Annotated in this window: 20 protein-coding genes; 5 read left to right on the top strand and 15 right to left on the bottom strand. The window is 52.5% G+C overall.

Going from position 1 to position 17,199, the window contains the following annotated elements; genetic code table 11:
- Positions 1-18: 18 nt before the first annotated feature.
- The 4 genes from Q4579_RS19760 to Q4579_RS19745 all read right to left on the bottom strand — a co-directional run bounded on the left by Q4579_RS19760 (position 19) and on the right by Q4579_RS19745 (position 3,011).
- Positions 19-444, bottom strand: coding sequence for a DUF2069 domain-containing protein (locus Q4579_RS19760; protein WP_303566475.1), 426 nt, complete (start codon positions 442-444; stop codon positions 19-21).
- A 39-nt stretch (positions 445-483) separates the two neighbouring features.
- Positions 484-1,059, bottom strand: a complete 576-nt coding sequence (gene wrbA / locus Q4579_RS19755) for an NAD(P)H:quinone oxidoreductase (RefSeq protein ID WP_303566474.1) — start codon at positions 1,057-1,059, stop codon at positions 484-486.
- On the bottom strand, positions 1,059-1,409 hold the full coding sequence (arsC, locus tag Q4579_RS19750; protein ID WP_303566473.1) for an arsenate reductase (glutaredoxin): 351 nt from the start codon (positions 1,407-1,409) through the stop codon (positions 1,059-1,061). The genes wrbA and arsC overlap by 1 nt, the downstream gene beginning before the upstream one ends.
- 144 nt (positions 1,410-1,553) lie before the next feature.
- Positions 1,554-3,011, bottom strand: a complete 1,458-nt coding sequence (locus Q4579_RS19745) for a M48 family metallopeptidase (protein ID WP_303566471.1) — start codon at positions 3,009-3,011, stop codon at positions 1,554-1,556.
- A gap of 174 nt (positions 3,012-3,185) precedes the next feature.
- On the opposite strand from Q4579_RS19745, the gene Q4579_RS19740 reads away from it, so the two are divergent.
- The 3 genes from Q4579_RS19740 to Q4579_RS19730 are packed head-to-tail and all read left to right on the top strand — an operon-like array spanning position 3,186 to position 5,376.
- Positions 3,186-3,413, top strand: coding sequence for a sulfurtransferase TusA family protein (locus Q4579_RS19740; protein WP_303566470.1), 228 nt, complete (start codon positions 3,186-3,188; stop codon positions 3,411-3,413).
- A 7-nt stretch (positions 3,414-3,420) separates the two neighbouring features.
- Positions 3,421-4,488 carry an AI-2E family transporter gene (locus tag Q4579_RS19735; RefSeq protein WP_303566468.1) on the top strand — a complete coding sequence of 356 codons (1,068 nt, stop codon included), beginning with the start codon at positions 3,421-3,423 and terminating at the stop codon, positions 4,486-4,488.
- Between the two features lie 24 nt (positions 4,489-4,512).
- On the top strand, positions 4,513-5,376 hold the full coding sequence (locus Q4579_RS19730; RefSeq protein WP_303566467.1) for a DMT family transporter: 864 nt from the start codon (positions 4,513-4,515) through the stop codon (positions 5,374-5,376).
- Positions 5,377-5,447: 71 nt separating this feature from the next.
- Here Q4579_RS19730 and bcp read toward each other — a convergent pair whose 3' ends face one another.
- Positions 5,448-5,918 carry a thioredoxin-dependent thiol peroxidase gene (gene bcp / locus Q4579_RS19725; protein WP_303566465.1) on the bottom strand — a complete coding sequence of 157 codons (471 nt, stop codon included), beginning with the start codon at positions 5,916-5,918 and terminating at the stop codon, positions 5,448-5,450.
- A gap of 10 nt (positions 5,919-5,928) precedes the next feature.
- Positions 5,929-6,486, bottom strand: coding sequence for a glycine cleavage system protein R (locus Q4579_RS19720; RefSeq protein WP_211646078.1), 558 nt, complete (start codon positions 6,484-6,486; stop codon positions 5,929-5,931).
- 289 nt (positions 6,487-6,775) lie between these two features.
- Between Q4579_RS19720 and dapA the strand changes: the two genes are divergently transcribed.
- Both dapA and bamC read left to right on the top strand, forming a co-directional pair.
- Positions 6,776-7,672 (top strand): 4-hydroxy-tetrahydrodipicolinate synthase, encoded by an 897-nt coding sequence (gene dapA, locus Q4579_RS19715; protein WP_303566464.1) that lies wholly within the window; start codon positions 6,776-6,778, stop codon positions 7,670-7,672.
- A gap of 17 nt (positions 7,673-7,689) precedes the next feature.
- Positions 7,690-8,721 carry an outer membrane protein assembly factor BamC gene (gene bamC / locus Q4579_RS19710; protein ID WP_303566463.1) on the top strand — a complete coding sequence of 344 codons (1,032 nt, stop codon included), beginning with the start codon at positions 7,690-7,692 and terminating at the stop codon, positions 8,719-8,721.
- A 114-nt stretch (positions 8,722-8,835) separates the two neighbouring features.
- Here the strand turns inward: bamC and lipA are convergent, their stop codons facing one another.
- From lipA to rsfS, 9 genes are all read right to left on the bottom strand, one after another.
- Entirely contained in the window at positions 8,836-9,807 is a 972-nt protein-coding gene (lipA, locus tag Q4579_RS19705) for a lipoyl synthase (RefSeq protein ID WP_303566461.1), read from the bottom strand.
- Positions 9,804-10,454: a lipoyl(octanoyl) transferase LipB gene (lipB, locus tag Q4579_RS19700; protein WP_303566492.1), complete on the bottom strand. Its 651-nt coding sequence runs from the start codon at positions 10,452-10,454 to the stop codon at positions 9,804-9,806. Before lipB ends, lipA begins: the two co-directional genes overlap by 4 nt.
- Positions 10,455-10,570: 116 nt before the next feature.
- Entirely contained in the window at positions 10,571-10,846 is a 276-nt protein-coding gene (gene ybeD / locus Q4579_RS19695; RefSeq protein ID WP_211646074.1) for a DUF493 family protein YbeD, read from the bottom strand.
- A 168-nt stretch (positions 10,847-11,014) separates the two neighbouring features.
- Complete coding sequence (locus tag Q4579_RS19690; RefSeq protein ID WP_303566458.1) at positions 11,015-12,190, bottom strand: serine hydrolase; 1,176 nt, start codon at positions 12,188-12,190, stop codon at positions 11,015-11,017.
- Positions 12,191-12,343: 153 nt separating this feature from the next.
- On the bottom strand, positions 12,344-13,156 hold the full coding sequence (locus Q4579_RS19685) for a septal ring lytic transglycosylase RlpA family protein (protein WP_303566457.1): 813 nt from the start codon (positions 13,154-13,156) through the stop codon (positions 12,344-12,346).
- Positions 13,156-14,277, bottom strand: coding sequence for a peptidoglycan glycosyltransferase MrdB (gene mrdB, locus Q4579_RS19680; protein ID WP_303566456.1), 1,122 nt, complete (start codon positions 14,275-14,277; stop codon positions 13,156-13,158). The genes Q4579_RS19685 and mrdB overlap by 1 nt, the downstream gene beginning before the upstream one ends.
- Positions 14,274-16,220, bottom strand: coding sequence for a penicillin-binding protein 2 (gene mrdA / locus Q4579_RS19675; RefSeq protein ID WP_303566455.1), 1,947 nt, complete (start codon positions 16,218-16,220; stop codon positions 14,274-14,276). Before mrdA ends, mrdB begins: the two co-directional genes overlap by 4 nt.
- Before the next feature lie 6 nt (positions 16,221-16,226).
- Complete coding sequence (gene rlmH / locus Q4579_RS19670) at positions 16,227-16,697, bottom strand: 23S rRNA (pseudouridine(1915)-N(3))-methyltransferase RlmH (protein ID WP_303566453.1); 471 nt, start codon at positions 16,695-16,697, stop codon at positions 16,227-16,229.
- 7 nt (positions 16,698-16,704) lie between these two features.
- Positions 16,705-17,022: a ribosome silencing factor gene (gene rsfS / locus Q4579_RS19665; RefSeq protein ID WP_211646068.1), complete on the bottom strand. Its 318-nt coding sequence runs from the start codon at positions 17,020-17,022 to the stop codon at positions 16,705-16,707.
- Positions 17,023-17,199 lie beyond the last annotated feature (177 nt).

The following is a 17,199-nucleotide window of genomic DNA, read 5'->3' as shown; positions in this document are numbered from 1 at the left end:
GATTGACTGCGGTTGGTATTACTTGTCACCGTGAGCTTCACGCTCTTCACGCTCAACCTGGGACAGCTTTTTCAGTTGATTGCCCAACTCGCGCCCTCTGGCTCTGGCAAATAAAATATTGCCGAAGAAGGCTGCGGTCGTCAGGCCCAGTTCAACCAGCGCCAGCCAGCGTTCCCCGCCATCGGTCCAAAGCAATGTCAGTGCATGCAGAAAATAGAACATCAGGATGAAGTTCGCCCAGGCGTGGGTATAGGGTTTTCCTGCCAGCATGCCTTTTAAAGGCAGCAGTAAAGGCAAACTCCACATCCCCGCAACCACATAGTTGTTCAGGTGTGGGTGCGGAGAAATCACACTTTGCCACAGCACGACCCAAAGCAGCAGGGACAGGTTGGCGGTCAGGGCAAAATAGCGCAGATTCTGCGTGGTCTGGCTCATTGGTTTCATGATTGTTTCCTTTTACTGTGGCAGTGCACAGTGCATCACTTAGGGATGAAGCAGTCTGGCAGTTTGCGCCAGTCTTTTGCCCAGTGCCTGTGCCAGTGTGGCTTCTTCCTGCGTCAGGCCATCATTCTGATTCAGATGTGAAGCGCCGTAGGGCGTTCCGCCAGACTGGGTGGTGTGCAGCAAGGGTTCAGAATAAGGCAGCCCCAGCACCAGCATGCCATGATGCAATAACGGCAGCATCATCGATTGCAGTGTCGTTTCCTGACCACCATGCATGGAAGAGGAGGCGGTAAAGACACAGGCGGGTTTTCCAATCAGGGTACCTGATAACCACTGCGCGCTGGTACTGTCGATAAAATGCTTCAGCGGGGCAGCCATGTTGCCGAACCGAACCGGGCTGCCAAGCGCCAGACCCGCGCAATGTTCCAGATCTGATTGTGTGACGAAAGGGTCGCCGGAAGGCTGGGACATCAGCTGGGCATGGTCGTCAATGTCCGGCACGGTTCTGAGCACTGCTTCACAGCCGGGGATCTGAGCAATCCCCCGGGCGATCTGGCGGGCGAGCTGGCGGGTACTGCCATGACGGCTGTAATAAAGCACCAGAATCTGATGCATTACAGAATATCCAGTACTTGCTCGGGAGGGCGGCCCAGTGCGGCTTTGTCGCCATTGACAACAATCGGGCGCTCAATCAGTTTCGGGTTGGCTGCCATGGCATCCAGCAGATCCTGTTCAGAAACAGACGCATCGCCCAGGTTCAGGGATTGATAGAGGTCTTCTTTGGTCCGCATCATCTGACGGGCAGAGTCAAACCCGAGTTTCCGTTGTAATTCAGCCAGCTGAGCAGCCGTTGGTGTGTCGCTCAGATATTGAATGACTTCCGGAGCAATGCCCTGGTTTTCGAGCAGGTTCAGCGTTTCGCGGCTTTTTGAGCAGCGTGGATTGTGATAAATCGTAATTGGCATAAAGTTCTCCTGAGCGGATCGGAATCATCATGCCCGCCGGAAGCGACGGGCTAAATGTCTGATATTGTAGTGGACAGTTGGAAGACAGAAAAAGCAATTCCTGTGAGAGTGTTAGCTGGCTCCGTTTTACGCGGCGCGTGCGGTTTATAAATCCGCAAAACGGGCTCGCGCCAACCGCAGCTGATCGATCCGGGCATCATATCGGGCCTGATCCAGCGAGCCGACTTTGACCATCTGGCTGGCCTGAATGTAGTTCTGAATCGCTTTTTCCCAGTCGCCACGCAGTGCCATGAGTTCGGCACGGGCAGCCAGCTCGCCGTCGCGTCGTCCGATGGTGGCATAGGCCTCAGCCATCATGCTCCAGCCATTCACATCATTGGGGTTGTCGTAGCTGTAACGACTCAGGATAGACAGGCCGTCCTGAGCCCGGCCAGCTTCCAGAAAAGCATGGGCCAGATTCAGTCTGAGCACGGCATTGGCCGAGTTTGACTTGAGCGCTTGCTGTAATCGGTTGATGGCAGTGTCATAGCGTTTCTGGAACAGATCCAGATCGGTTGCCGAATCAATAAAAAAGCGATTGCCCGGTTCTGCCGACAGGAGAGGCGTCAGTAAAGCGGATGCTTCGTCGTATTTTCCGCTGTCCATCAGAACCAGTGCTTTCCCGTAATCGACGGCCATTTTTTCCGCACCGCTGGCATTTTTACCTTTCCGGTTCAACCAGTCCATGGCATTGCGACTGTCTAAATTGGCGTATCGCGCAATGATGCGAGCCTGTGCCAGCAAGTAGGTTTCAGAGATTGGCACCCGGCGCGGCGGATATTGTGCCGCACGACTTCGGGTATCGGAAATCCGGGATTCGGGGAGGGGGTGTGTCAGCAGCATGGCTGGCGGCTTGCTGGCATAGCGGTACTGATCGGCCAGACGACCAAAGAAAGTTGGCATGGCCTGAACATCGAAACCGGATTTTGCCAGTGTTGCAATCCCGATCCGATCCGCTTCCATTTCGTTACTGCGGGTGTAATTGATTTGCCCTTGCACTGAAGCGGCTGTGGTGGCTTGAATCGCCGCAATGCCAGCTTCAGGGGATGCAATGGCCAGCATCAGCGATCCGATGAGTGCGGCCATGGTTGCCGGAGATTTCTTCGCCTGATCTTCCATGCTCCGGGCCAGATGGCGCTGCGTGATGTGCGCAATTTCGTGCGCGACCACGGAGGCCAGTTCACTTTCGCTCTGCGCATGGAGGAAGAGTCCGGAATGTAGTGCGACATGTCCGCCAAAGAATGCGAATGCGTTGACTTCGCGGTTCTGGATCAGAAAAAACTCGAACGGCGTGCGGACATCCTGTGCATTGGCCACTAATTGATGGCCCAGGTTCTGAACATATTCAGACAACAGCGGGTCATTGATGATGGGTTTACTGGCGCGCAGCATCCGCATGTACGCATCGCCGTATTCCAACTCTTTTTCGATGGTCAGCGTAGCAGCTGCAGTCGTGCCGATTTCAGGCAGATCTTCCAGCGAGGCATCGGCCCAGGACATCGTCGGGGTGCTCAGCAAAGCACAGAGCAGCAAACAAACTGGCTTTTTGACAAATCGAAGCATAGAAATGGTGGTCGCCTTTATTCCGTGTCGTTGTAATCTCGATTGCAGCAAAAAGAAGGCTGCATCTGTCGGTGTCACACCTGATATGACAACAAAAGTTCTGCGCTGTTTCTTTCTTGTCGTCATCATGTTATTTACAATAACCTGTTGGATAATAACCGCCTGTGCATAAGAATGGAAATACCTGCTCTGGATTTAACCCAAACCCGTTGTCCGATGGCGCTTTTGCTGGCCAAAAGGGAGTGTCGTGAACTGGCGTCTGGGCAGTCTCTGGAGATCCGAATCTGTGATGCCGGCGCCCGACAGGATATACCCCGCTATCTGCTGAATCAGGGCTATGACGTGCTTGTTCAGACAGATAATTCACGGTTATTTGTGATTACCGTAACTAAAAGGTTGTGACGCATTTATGCTGGAAATGATAAGTCGCTGGTATCAGCGCAGATTTTCTGACCCGCACGCGGTCAGTTTGGTGGCGATCCTCTTGGTGGGTTTCATCACCATTTACTTTTTCGGCAACCTGATTGCACCCCTGCTTGCAGCCATTGTGCTGGCTTACCTGCTGGAATGGCCGGTGATGTACCTGACACGGCTCCGGGTGCCCCGAACCCTTGCTGTCACTCTGGTACTGCTGCTGTTTTCCGGGCTGATGGTGATGGCGGTGTTCGGCCTGATCCCGGTGATCTGGCATCAGGTTACGAACCTGTTGTCTGATGTGCCTAGCATGTTCAATGACCTGCAGCGTTATGTCTCAAGCCTGCCGGAGCGTTATCCGGAACTGGTTCAGCCAGAGCAGATCACCACAGTGATGAACAGCCTGCGCGAAAAAGTGCTGGGTATGGGCGAAACCGCGCTGAAGGGGTCTGTGGCTTCGCTGCTGAGTCTGGCGACGCTGGCCGTTTATCTGATCCTGGTGCCGTTGCTGGTGTTCTTCCTGCTGAAAGACAAAGAGGAAATGATGGCGACGCTTGGCCGTCTGTTGCCGAGAAATCGCCGTCTTGCCAGTAAAGTTGGCGCAGAGATGAATGAGCAGATCTCCAACTATATTCGAGGTAAAGTGACTGAAATCATCATCGTCGGGATTGCCAGCTATATTACTTTTGCGCTGCTTGATTTGCGGTACTCGTTGCTGCTGGCGGTGCTGGTTGGTTTCTCGGTGCTGATCCCTTACATCGGCGCCGCGGCTGTGACTGTGCCAGTTGCCATGGTCGGACTGTTTCAGTGGGGGCTGACCCCGGATTTCTGGTGGCTGCTGGTGGCTTACGGCATCATTCAGGCGCTGGATGGTAATGTGCTTGTGCCTGTGCTGTTCTCGGAAGCGGTGAACCTGCATCCGGTGGCCATCATTGTCTCCGTGCTGGTCTTCGGCGGATTGTGGGGGTTCTGGGGCGTCTTTTTTGCTATCCCGCTTGCGACACTGGTGAAGGCCGTCTGGCATGCGTTGCCGGCCACAGATCATCTTGAGGATACGCCTTAACTGATGCTGGGCAGAGAGGTGAGGATGAATACATCCCTGAAGGTGTTGCTGCTGACCTCTCTGGCCATGCTGTTCTTTGCCGCGAACTCGCTGCTGAACCGGGTCGCCTTATCCGAAACGCAAATCGACCCGGCCAGTTTTACCCTTCTTCGAATCGCTTCAGGCGCATTGTTTCTGTGGCTGATTCTATCCATGCAATCCGGAATCAACCCTCGATTCATCACCCGCACCGGTCACTGGCCATCGGCTGCAGCATTGTTTATCTATGCTGCTGGCTTTTCATTTGCTTACGAGAGTCTGACTGCTGCCACTGGCGCATTGTTACTCTTTGCTGCCGTTCAAATCACCCTGATGACGGCAGGATGGTGCCGGGGTGAGCGATTAACACCAGTGCAACTGGCGGGGTTTGCGCTTGCACTCGGTGGCTTGGTTGTTTTGTTGCTGCCCGGCGTCTCTGCACCCGCCTGGGATGGCGCCATCCTGATGGTGATTGCCGGTGTTTCATGGGGATTTTATACCCTGCTGGGCAAGGGCAGCTCAACCCCACTGCAAACGACCTCCGGGAATTTCCTTCGGGCGGTCCCACTGGCAATGTTGTGCTGGTTTCTGGCGGGTGACATGCGTTTTGATGGTGCTGGCATCCTATATGCTGTGCTATCTGGTGCGATTGCTTCCGGGATTGGCTATGCCATCTGGTATCAGGTGCTGCCATCACTGACGGCGATGACCGCGGCAACGATTCAGTTAAGTGTGCCTGTGCTGGCAGCTCTGGGTGGGGTATTCTTTTTGTCGGAAGCGGTCTCGTTCCGGTTAATGATGGCATCTGCTGCCATTCTGGGCGGGATTGCAATTGTTTTGAGATACAAATCTGTTCCACGTCAGCAGTAGAACATTGTGGTGTGGCAGGCGCTCATCCATCAGACCGCAGGTGCGGCCTGACGGGAAGTGCATGAGTCTGATTACTGATTTTCGTTGAGATAGTTCAGAACCACGTCGTGGTGATCTTTGGTTTTGAATTTGTTGAAGACATGCTCAATCATCCCCTCTTCGTTGATCAGAAAGCTGATCCGGTGCAGGCCATCGTACACTTTGCCCATAAACTTCTTCTCACCCCAGACGCCAAACTGCTCGGCGACGGCGTGGTCTTCATCTGAAAGCAGGGTAAAGTTCAGGTTGTCTCGTTCGATGAACTTCGGCAGGCGTTTCACCGGATCAATGCTGATCCCCAGCACGACGACATTCAGGGCATCCAGTTCTGCTTTGCTGTCGCGCAGGCCGCAAGCCTGAACGGTGCAGCCCGGTGTCATGGCTTTCGGATAAAAATAAGCCAGAACCTTTTTTCCTTTGAAATCGTTCAGGCTGACAGGTTCGCCCTCTTGATTCAGGAGGGTGAAATCAGGTGCGGGTGTTCCTGCAGTCAAGGTTTGCATGTCTTGTTCCTTACCTTTCTATTTTCTCTTTGGGGTTATGTCCGGTAAATGTCACAGTGCCAAGGACGTCTAGGTCCTGGCATAAGGCTTCAAATTCTTCCTGTAAAGACATCAGGTTACAACCTTCGGGCAGGTTGGTGCTCAGTTGAAGCGTGAGTTGATCGTCTTCACCGTGGTTTTCATCTTCCTGAGAATGCGCACTCAGGGCCGAGATATCTATCTGGCGGGTTGCACAGAAATGAGTGAATTTTTCAATCAGTCCCGGTGCATCAGTGCCCTCAATATGAAACTCAGCTGTATAAGGATAAAAACGGTGCTCATGCCGGGTGGTCCGCTTCATCATCGTCAGCAAATCAAGTTGCTGGGCTTGCAGAGGCAACGTCGCCTCGACCCGGGAAATAGCAGATGCTGTACCGGACAGGAGCAGAATAAAGGTAAACTCGCTGCCGAAAATGGCCAGTCTGCTGTCTTCGATATTGCAGCCACTCTGGGAAATATGCCGGGTAATTTCATCGGTGATGCCCGGCCGATCCGTGCCTATCGCGGTAATAACGAGGTAGTGTTCCATACAGTTTCACATTGATGACGTACATGATTGCATGGTAGCACAGCCAACTTATTCCCGGCCATGTCGTAACAAGGGCAAATCACAATATGGTGAGCAATTGTGTATTTTGTTATGGAATACGCTGTGAGCGACATAAATGATTGGTTTTATCGACTTTTGACAAGGGATCACAGCCTTAGAAAAACCGGGTATATTCTGCTCAGGTATGACAGCTATTTTACATTCTCGTCGCTTGTGTTTACGGCCACTGAAAAGTACCATGAGAAATCAATAAAAAAGGGAGATCGACATGTTTACTGGTAGCATGGTAGCGCTAGTTACGCCCTTGGATGAAGTCGGTGAGGTAGATTACGCCAGCCTGAAATCCTTGGTTGAATATCATATTGCAGCAGGCACAGATGCGCTGGTTGCTGTTGGAACAACAGGTGAGTCCGCCACGCTGACGGTTGAAGAGCACGTCAAGGTGGTTTTGAAAACTGTCGATTTTGCTCAGGGCCGCATTCCTATTATTGCCGGCACAGGCGCAAATGCCACCCATGAAGCGATCACTTTCAGCAAACTTTTCTCGGGTACGGGTGTTGCCGCTTGTCTGACTGTCACGCCTTATTACAACAAGCCGACTCAGGAAGGTTTGTACCAGCATTTCAAAGCAATTTCTGAAGCGACTGATCTACCGCAAATTCTCTATAACGTACCGGGTCGTACGTCTGTCGATATGCAGCCGGAAACTGTGGCACGTCTGTCGAAGCTGGACAATATCATCGGCATTAAAGATGCGACGGGTGATTTGTCTCGTGTGGAAAAAACCCGGGAACTTTGTGGTGAAGATTTCCTCCAATTCAGCGGTGATGATGCAAGCGGTTTAGAATTTGTTGCTCTTGGTGGTCACGGTGTGATCTCTGTGACAGCGAATATTGCGGCTCAGGAGATGGCAACCATGTTCAAACTGGCATTAGATGGCGAGCTGGATGCAGCGAAAGCCATTGATGACCGGTTGATGCCACTGCACAAAAACCTGTTTGTTGAGTCGAATCCCATTCCAGTGAAATGGGCAGCGCACAAATTGGGACTGATCCAGCATGCCACGCTGCGTCTGCCACTGACGCCGTTGAGCAAAGAGGCTGAACCTGTTGTGCTGCAAGCGTTGAAAGATGCGAAACTGCTGCCTTCACTGGCCACCGCATAGGAACGTAAGAGCGCTACATGAATGTAAATTACAAGCTGGCAGTTACGGCTGTCATGGTTGCTGCACTGGCTGGTTGTTCAGGAGGCGCGGAGCGCCGACGTCAGGCAAATCAGGACTTTAATTATTTGGAAACTGCGGCCTTGGGCAGTTGGAACAGCCCCAGCGAGAGCGTTGCAACGGTTTCCAATGAGTATGCTATTCCCCCCAAGGAGTATCCGGGCTCGATTGGCAAAGCTGTTGATATCCGTCCGCCGCAGCAGGTCCTGGCGTTGATCCCTGGTGCCAGAACGGTCAATAACACCGATGGTACGGTCAGCTTGCAATTGGTGAATGCTGCAGAATTGGATGAGCTCTGGACACTGACCAAACGTCTGGGTCAGGAGCGTCAGGTCGCTTTTGATGTGAATACACCTCAAATGTTGGAAACCAGTTGGGTGAACTGGAACAACGAGGATGAAGACACAGAGATTAGCAGCCGCTACCGAATCAGCCGCTCCGCGGAGAACGGCCAGTACTTGTATACCATTAAGCTTCTGGACTGGCGTGAAGGTGGTGCAGAGAAGCCGGTCAGTCTCGTGAATCAGGAGCGCTACAGCATTCTGATGACCAATCTGGTCATGGCGAAGTATGATGCGTATGAGCGTGAGAAAGCGCGCCTGCGGGCTCAGGAGCTGGTGAAACAAATTCCGATCACCATGGGTCAGGATCGCGGTGGTTTGCCTGTGGTCATTGCACGTGCACCTTACAATGTCTTCTGGGAACGTTTGCCGGGTCTGTTGCAGACGCTGGGCTTTACCGTTGATGGACGAAATCGCTCTCAGGGCACCGTGGATGTGACTTTCCGTGCGCCGGATGATCCGTTCTGGATTGATCTGGGTATTCAGCCGCTTCAGTTGAATAATCGTGAGTATCAGCTGCAGCTTGGCGATTTGGGCAACCGGACATCGATTACGGTGACGGATGAGGACGGCAAACCAGTGACTGAAGCAGCATTACAAAGCTTTGCACCTGTGCTGGCTGCTGCGATTGATAAAGAAAACCAGAGTTGATGGTTGCGCAGAAAAACAGAGGAAACAAAAAACGCTTCGAATGAAGCGTTTTTTATGTCTTCAGAACGGGTGGCTGAGGCGATGAAACAGGCAGTCTGTACTGCCTGCTCAGAATTACTTCACTTCTTCGCCTTTCGCCTGCAGATCGGCATGGTAAGACGAACGAACAAACGGACCACAGGCCGCATGGGTAAAGCCTAGCTCCAGTGCAATTTCTTTCAGCTCATCAAATTCAGAAGGCGGCACGTAGCGTTCAACCGGCAGGTGATGACGACTAGGTGCCAGATACTGGCCCAGTGTCAACATGGTAACGCCATGCGCCCGCAAATCTTTCAGAACTTCAACGATTTCTTCTTTGGTTTCACCCAGACCCATCATCAGACCGGACTTGGTCGGCACGTTCGGGTGCATCTCGCCAAACTTTTTCAGCAGATCCAGCGACCATTGGTAGTTCGCACCCGGACGAGCTTTACGGTACAGGCGTGGCGCCGTTTCCAGGTTATGGTTGAACACATCTGGCGGGTTGTCGCGCAGGATGTCCAGCGCACGATCCATCCGGCCACGGAAGTCCGGAACCAGAGTTTCGATTGTGATATCCGGGTTTTTCACGCGAATTTCGCGGATACAGTCGGCAAAGTGCTGTGCACCGCCGTCACGCAGGTCGTCCCGGTCAACAGATGTCACCACAACATAGCGCAGTTTCATGTCGGCAATGGTTTGTGCCAGATGAACCGGTTCTTCTGCACTCGGTGGTAGCGGGCGGCCATGCGCAACGTCGCAGAATGGACAGCGACGAGTACAGATGGCACCCAGAATCATGAAGGTTGCCGTACCGTGGCTGAAGCACTCAGCAAGATTTGGACACGATGCTTCTTCACAGACCGAGTGCAGGTTGTTTTTGCGCATCGCATCCTTGATGTCCCGGATCCGCTGGGTGTCGGACGGAAGTTTGATTTTCATCCATTCCGGCTTGCGCAGCATTTCGCGTGGTGCTTCTTCCTGTTCCACATTACGTACCGGAATCAGGGCCATTTTCTCGGCGTCGCGGTATTTGACGCCAGGTTCTATTACGATCGGTTTGCTCATGATTGATTGCTTTCCGTTATCCACTCTATGCTCTGATAATCGAGCAATTTCACTAACTCATCGACAAGTACAGGTTGCACGTCAGCCAGTTCTGTAGGGCCATTGAACATAGCCAGCTGCGTCATTTCCATGCCTGCATAGCCACAGGGATTAATACGCTGAAATGGCGACAGATCCATGTTGACGTTGAGGGCGAGGCCATGAAAAGAACAGCCGCGACGAATACGTAGACCGAGTGAGCAGATTTTTTTCCCGTCAACATATACGCCAGGCGCATCCGGACGGGCATTGGAGGTTACCCCAAAACGGGATAGTGTGTTGATGACTGTGCTTTCAATCTGTGTGACCAGTTCACGAACGCCCAGATTGTGGCGGCGCAGATCGATCATCAGATACATCATTTGCTGCCCGGGGCCGTGATAGGTGACTTGTCCGCCACGGTCGCTCTGAAAAATCGGTATCTCACCGGGATTCAAGACATGCTCGGCTTTCCCGGCCTGGCCTTGAGTAAAGACAGGCAGATGCTCAACCAGCCAGATCTCATCAACAGTGTCGTCGTTGCGATCGGCGGTGAAATCATGCATGGCCTCATAAGTGACAGCGTAGTCAATCAGGCCCAGATTACGGACAATGAGATTTTGTTGCACATTCACACCTATGTTGTCTTTCGGCAGCCGCTCAGATACAGCAGATACCCATATGGGTGCATTATAAAGCTTGGCGGCTGAAATTTCAGCCGCCAATTGTTCGGTAAGACCAGACCTTAAAGTACGAGACGGACAATTTCAATGTCGCCCAGTTCTTGATACAGGGTTTCCACCTGCTCGATACTTGTGGCCGTGATCGTGATAGAGACGGCACTGTAAGTGCCTTTACCGCTTGGCTTCACGTTTGGGGTATAGTCGCCCGGAGCGTGGCGCTGGATCACTTCCACGACCAGATCAGGCAGCTCAGGCTTGTTAAAACCCATCACCTTATAAGTAAATTGGCAAGGGAACTCTAAGAGATCTTTTAATTTTGGCTGTTCTTGCTGTTGCATGCTGAACTCCCGGGAAGGTATGCGGTATATCACAAGTAAGGGCAGCATATTAATGGCAAGCTGTCCATAACTCAAGTCGAGGTTCGGGAGAGGGCGCACTTACTGAGACAACTCAGACTGTCCAAAGAAAAAGGACAGCATGGCTGTCCTTTCATCGTTTGGGTTGCTTTAGCTCAACCAGCCTTTAAATAACAATGCGATATAATCGATCAGTCGGCTGAAGATGCTGCCCTGTTCAACATCATTCAGGGCCAGAAGCGGGTATTCAGCCACATCTTCATCACCCAGACGATAGTACAGCTTACCGACTTCATCGCCTTTGCGGATCGGTGCTTTCAGTTCTTTTTCCAGCACAAAGCTTGCTTTCAGATCTTTGACTGAGTTGCGTGGCAGCGTGACGAAAGTATCCTGACTCACACCCAGAGAGACTTCATCGCTGTCGCCCATCCAGACTTTCTCGGTCACAAAGGTTTCGTTGGCTTTATGCGGTGAAACGGTATCAAAGAAACGGAAACCATAGTTCAGCAGCTTTTTGCTCTCGGCTTTTCGTGCATTGGCGTTCTGGGTTCCCATGACCACAGCGATCAGGCGCATCTGGCCATCCGTTGCGGTACTAACCAGGCTGTAACCCGCTTTGTCGGTATGACCTGTTTTCAGGCCATCAACATTCAGGCTTTTGTCCCACAGCAGGCTGTTCCGGTTGAATTGCTCAATGCCGTTGTAGCGGAATGACTTTTCCTTATAGATGGCAAACTCGTCCGGCACATCACGAATCAGGCCTTCGGCCAGCAGTGCCATGTCATACGGCGTGGTATACAGGTCTGGGTTGTCGAGGCCGTGCACATTCGCAAAATGGGTGGAATTCATACCCAGTGCCTGAGCCCACTGATTCATCAGGCTCACGAAAGAGTCTTCAGATCCGGCCACATGTTCAGCCATCGCAACACAAGCATCGTTGCCGGACTGAATGATGATCCCGCGGTTCAGGTCAGCAACTTTGACTTCGGTGCCCACCTCGATAAACATCTTGGAAGAGCCGGGAAAGTTTTTCGCCCAGGCGTTTTTACTGATGACGACAGTATCATCCAGCGAAATTTTACCGCTTTTTACCGCCTGACCAATGACGTAACTGGTCATCATTTTGGTCAGACTGGCTGGTGGAAGCTTTTCGTATTCGTTATTCCCGGCCAGAATCTTGCCTGAATGGTAGTCCATCAAGATATAACCTTTTGCGGCTACCTGCGGGGCGTCTGGAACAGCGGCAGGTGCCGCAGCCACCGAAATACTTGCCAGTAGTACGGCTGAGGCGGCGACAGAGCGAAAAAATGCAGCAGATTTATTCATGATACTTGGTTACTTGGATTGCGGATAACAAAAAAATTGGAACCACTATATCAGATTGAGCCCTGATAAACAGTGCTCAACCCGGTGAATAGTGGGCCTTTCAGGAATCTTGTGAATTTTTGACATTCTTCTGTCAGACTTTTAAATGACAAATTAGTTCAATACGCGTTGCTCCGAAACGATAAAAGCTTCGGGGAACTGATTTTCTCTGGCTTGGTCACGGTGTTGTTCGGCTTCCTGGGAGTCCAGATAAGGTCCCAGCCGCAGGCGATAGATCGCGGCGGCTTCCGCTTTCTTGACGTCGACTGGTGTGTGGAATGCCGCTTTCAGTTTCTGTGCGGCAAGTTGTGCTTTGCTCAGATCGCTGAAAGCGGCCAGTTGAACGAAAAACCATTTCGGATTGGCGCTTTGCCATTCTTCTGTATCTGGCTTGGGCATCTGGAGCAACTCAATACTCACGGGCGCCGTGCCGTGGCCAATCACATCCAGCTTGGTGGCAGCGGCCATACTCAGATCGATGATACGCCCTTCGTGGAACGGCCCGCGGTCATTGACCCGGACAATGGCTGTTTTGCCATTGCTGGTGTTGGTGACTTTGACATAACTGGGCAAGGGCAGCGTTTTATGAGCTGCAGTCATGGAGAACATATCGTAGATTTCGCCATTGGACGTCTGGTGTCCGTGAAACTTTTTGCCATACCACGAGGCCAGACCGCTTTGGCTGAATGGCTGGTCTGCAGAAAGAATCTGATAATGCTGGCCCCGCAGGGTATAGTTGCTGTTTCCGGCCAGACTTTTGGGTTCGTACCTTGGCTGGGCATCTTCAATATGATCCAGGGAAGGCGAGCTTTCCGGCGCATGATCATCTTCAATATCGTAGCGTTTTGACGTAGAGGTCGTGCTACACCCTGCCAGAAACAGGGTGAAGCCCAGTGTGAGTGTGAGAATACGGATAGCAGTGCGCATCAATTGGCCTTGGACAACATTTTTCGGTGAGTGTGAATTGACATCAGAATGCCGAAGCCAGCCATCAGGGTAACCATGGAGGTTCCGCCGTAACTGACCAGAGGCAAAGGAACGCCAACAACTGGCAGCAGGCCGCTGACCATGCCGATGTTCACGAAGACGTAAACGAAGAAGCTCAGCACGATACTACCAGCCATCATGCGACCAAATGCGGTTTGTGCACGGCTGGCCAGAAGCAGCCCACGGCCGATGATGAAGACATACAGGGCCAGCAGGCCAATGACGCCAGACAAGCCCCACTCTTCGGCAATGACGGCAAAAATAAAGTCTGTGTGGCGTTCCGGAAGAAACTCCAGTTGGGACTGAGTGCCGTGCAGCCAGCCTTTGCCGGTGATCCCACCAGAGCCAATGGCAATCTTCGACTGGATGATGTGATAACCAGCCCCGAGCGGATCGGATTCCGGGTTGAACAGAGTCAGTACGCGAGTCCGCTGGTAGTCATGCATCAGAAAGAACCACAGCACCGGCACGAAAGCGGCAATCAGCATGCCGGCAAAGATAATAATCCGCCAGCTGATCCCGGATAAAAACAGCACAAAGACCCCAGAAGCAGCGATGAGAATTGATGTCCCCAGGTCCGGCTGTTTGGCAATCATAATCGTCGGGATGAAGATCATCAGGGTGGCAATGACGATATTTTTCAAGCTGGGCGGCAGTGGGTGATTCCCGATAAAGCGTGCCACCATGAGCGGCACAGCCAGTTTGATCAACTCCGAGGGCTGAAAGCGGACAACGCCGAGATCCAGCCAACGCTGGGCACCTTTTGAGATCTCACCGAACAGCAGCACGCCCACCAGAAGCAAGAGTCCGACTCCAAACAGATAGGGGGCCCAGGTCTCGTAGTGCCTTGGCGCAACCTGCGCCAGAATGAACATAATCGCCAGCGACAGCAGCATCCGGACAGCCTGACGTTCCATCATCGCCATGTTCTGCCCGCTGGCGCTGTACATCACCACTAGGGCGAATCCCATCAGCGTGAGAATGCCCAGCAGCAAAGGGACATCAATATGCAGGCGATCACTCAGTGTGTTTTTGCTGCCTGCTGCAGCCATGATACTCATTGTGCTACCTCTGCACGTGCGGATGTATTTGTGTCATGTGCTTCCTTGTGTTCAAGCAGCATGTGGTCGAAAATTTTACGGGCGACCGGCCCCCCATTTCTGGAACCGCCACCGGCATTTTCCAGAACCATCGCCACAACAACCTGAGGGTTTTCAAAAGGCGCAAAGGCGGTGAACAGGGCGTGATCGCGCAGATGTTCTTCCAGTTCTTCTGCGTTGTATTCCTGATCTTCAGCCAGACCAAAGACCTGTGCTGAACCGGATTTTCCACCAGCCTTATATTCTGAGCCATAAAATGCGCGGCGGGCGGTTCCCCGGTTGCCGAAAAGCACCCGGTACATCCCGTCTTTTGCAACTTGCCAGTACTTTGGATCGACGCCGGTAATCGGTGGGAAGACTTCATACATGCCGGGTTGTTCGCCCTCCGGACCCATAATATCTTTCAGCAAGTGCGGTGCACGAACAACCCCGTCGTTCACCAGGACCGTGATTGCCTTGGCGATCTGAAGTGGCGTTGCTGTCCAGTATCCCTGACCGATGCCAACCGGAATGGTATCACCCTGATACCAGGGCTGGCGGAAACGGGCTTGCTTCCACTCGCGGGTCGGCATATTGGCACTGCTTTCTTCATGGATATCAATCCCGGTGTATTCACCGAAACCGAACCGGCTCATCCAGGAAGACAGGCGATCAATCCCCATGTCATACGCAATCTGGTAGAAGAAGGTATCGACCGACTCTTCAATGGCTTTGTGAATATTCACCCGGCCATGGCCCCAGCGCAGCCAGTCACGGAAAGGCCGGCTGTTGGTATTGGGAATTTTCCAGTATCCCGGATCGTTTCGTGTGGTGCTGGTGGTGATAACCCCTTCAGCCAGTGCTGCCACGGCAATCAGCGGTTTAATCGTTGACGCAGGTGGATAGATCCCCAGCGTCACCCGGTTCACCAGCGGCCGATCTTTATCATTCAGTAATTCGCTGTACTGTTTGGACGAGATGCCGTGTACGAACAGGTTGGGATCGTAACTTGGGCTGGAAACCATCGCCAACACGGCGGAATCTTTGGGATCCAGAACGACAACAGAACCCCGTTTGACCTTGGTGTACTCTTCACCGGTTTCCGGATCTGTTTTCTTCTCCGTCAGCAATTGCTTCACATACAACTGCAGCTCAATATCCAGATTCAGCCGGATATCTTTGCCCGGAATCGGCGGGACATACTTCAGGGTGCGGATGATCCGGCCCCGGCTGTTCACTTCTACTTCCTGATAGCCGGACGTGCCATGCAGCATCTCTTCATAATATTTTTCGACCCCTAACTTGCCGATATCCCGTGTCGCTTTGTAGTTATTGAGGACACCGTTGCGATCCAGCGCGTCCAGATCACGGTCGTTGATTTTCGCCACATAACCCAGCACATGGGTGAGGGCATCGCCAAAGGGGTAGTAGCGTTTCAGGTAAGCTTTGACTTCGACACCAGGGAAACGGTGCTGATTGACTGAAAACAGGGCGACTTCTTTTTCCGTCAACTGGTTACGCAGCGGTACGGAATTAAACCGGCGAGTACGGCGGCGCTCACGCTCAAACCGTTCAATCTCTTCGTCTGTAATGCCCAGCAGAGATTTCAGGCGCGCAAAACTGTCCTCCAGATCCGGAACTTTTTCCGTGACCACTTCCAGAGAGTAGACCGGTCGGTTTTCCGCCAGCAGCACACCATTCCGGTCGTAGATCAGGCCGCGGTTCGGCGCTACAGGCACAATCTTGATGCGGTTATCGTTGGAACGAGTTTGATAATCCTCAAACTCGCTGACCTGAATATGGTAGAGATTGGCGATCAACACGCCGATCAGGGCAATAATACCGACAAAGGACACGATCGCCCGGCGGAAAAACAACGAGGATTCGGCCTGATGATCGCGGATCTGAAGTCGCTTTTTGCGCATACCGGCTTATTCCCTGTGATACGGATGATTGGCGGTGATACTCCAAGCCCGGTACAGACTTTCGGCCATCACAATGCGGACGAGCGGGTGCGGCAGAGTCAGCGGAGAGAGAGACCAGCTTTGCTCAGCTGCGGCTTTACATGCCGGAGCCAGACCTTCAGGGCCGCCAATCAGGATCGAGACATCCCGGCCATCCAGCTTCCAGCTTTCCAACTGACCCGCCAGTTGCTCGGTATCCCAGCGCTTGCCTGGAATATCCAGGGTCACAATCCGGTTTCCTTTGGCGACGGCAGCCAGCATGGCTTCGCCTTCTTTTTGCAGAATGCGTGCAATGTCAGCGTTTTTTCCCCGTTTTCCGGCTGGAATTTCAATCAGTTCCAGTGGTATATCTTTCGGAAAGCGACGGCGGTATTCTTCAAAGCCGGTTTCTACCCATTTGGGCATTTTGGTACCAACGGCAATCAGTTGTAACTTCATCCGTCAGTTAGCCCCAAAGCTTTTCCAGCTGATACATTTTTCGGGCATCCTCTTGCATGATGTGCAGCATGACACTGCCCATGTCCACAACAACCCACTCCGCGTCTTCTTCACCGCTGATCCCGAAAGGCGGGAAATCAATTAGTTTGGAGGCTTTGCTGACATTGTCGGCAATAGAAGCCACATGACGGTTTGAGGTCCCTGTGCACAGGACCATGAGATCCGTAATGCTGGATTTGCCGCGCACATCCAGGGTGACGATATCTTGCGCTTTCATGTCATCAATTTTATCAACAATAAAATCGTGTAATTCTTGTACCTGCAAAGGGACTCCCTCTATTTTTGGTCATTCAGGATGGCTGACACTATTCATAGATTAGCGTCGGATGCATCGATCAGGTTCACATTTTAACGCCGGAGTATAGCACGCTCAATCCGTGCGGCGGTTTGAGCGGCGTGCAGTTCAGCGGAATTTTTTGAGCAGCAGCCAGATTTAACAATA

Source organism: Photobacterium sp. 1_MG-2023 (assembly GCF_030547945.1).
Classification (GTDB): domain Bacteria; phylum Pseudomonadota; class Gammaproteobacteria; order Enterobacterales; family Vibrionaceae; genus Photobacterium.
This window is presented reverse-complemented; position numbering and strand designations above follow the sequence as displayed.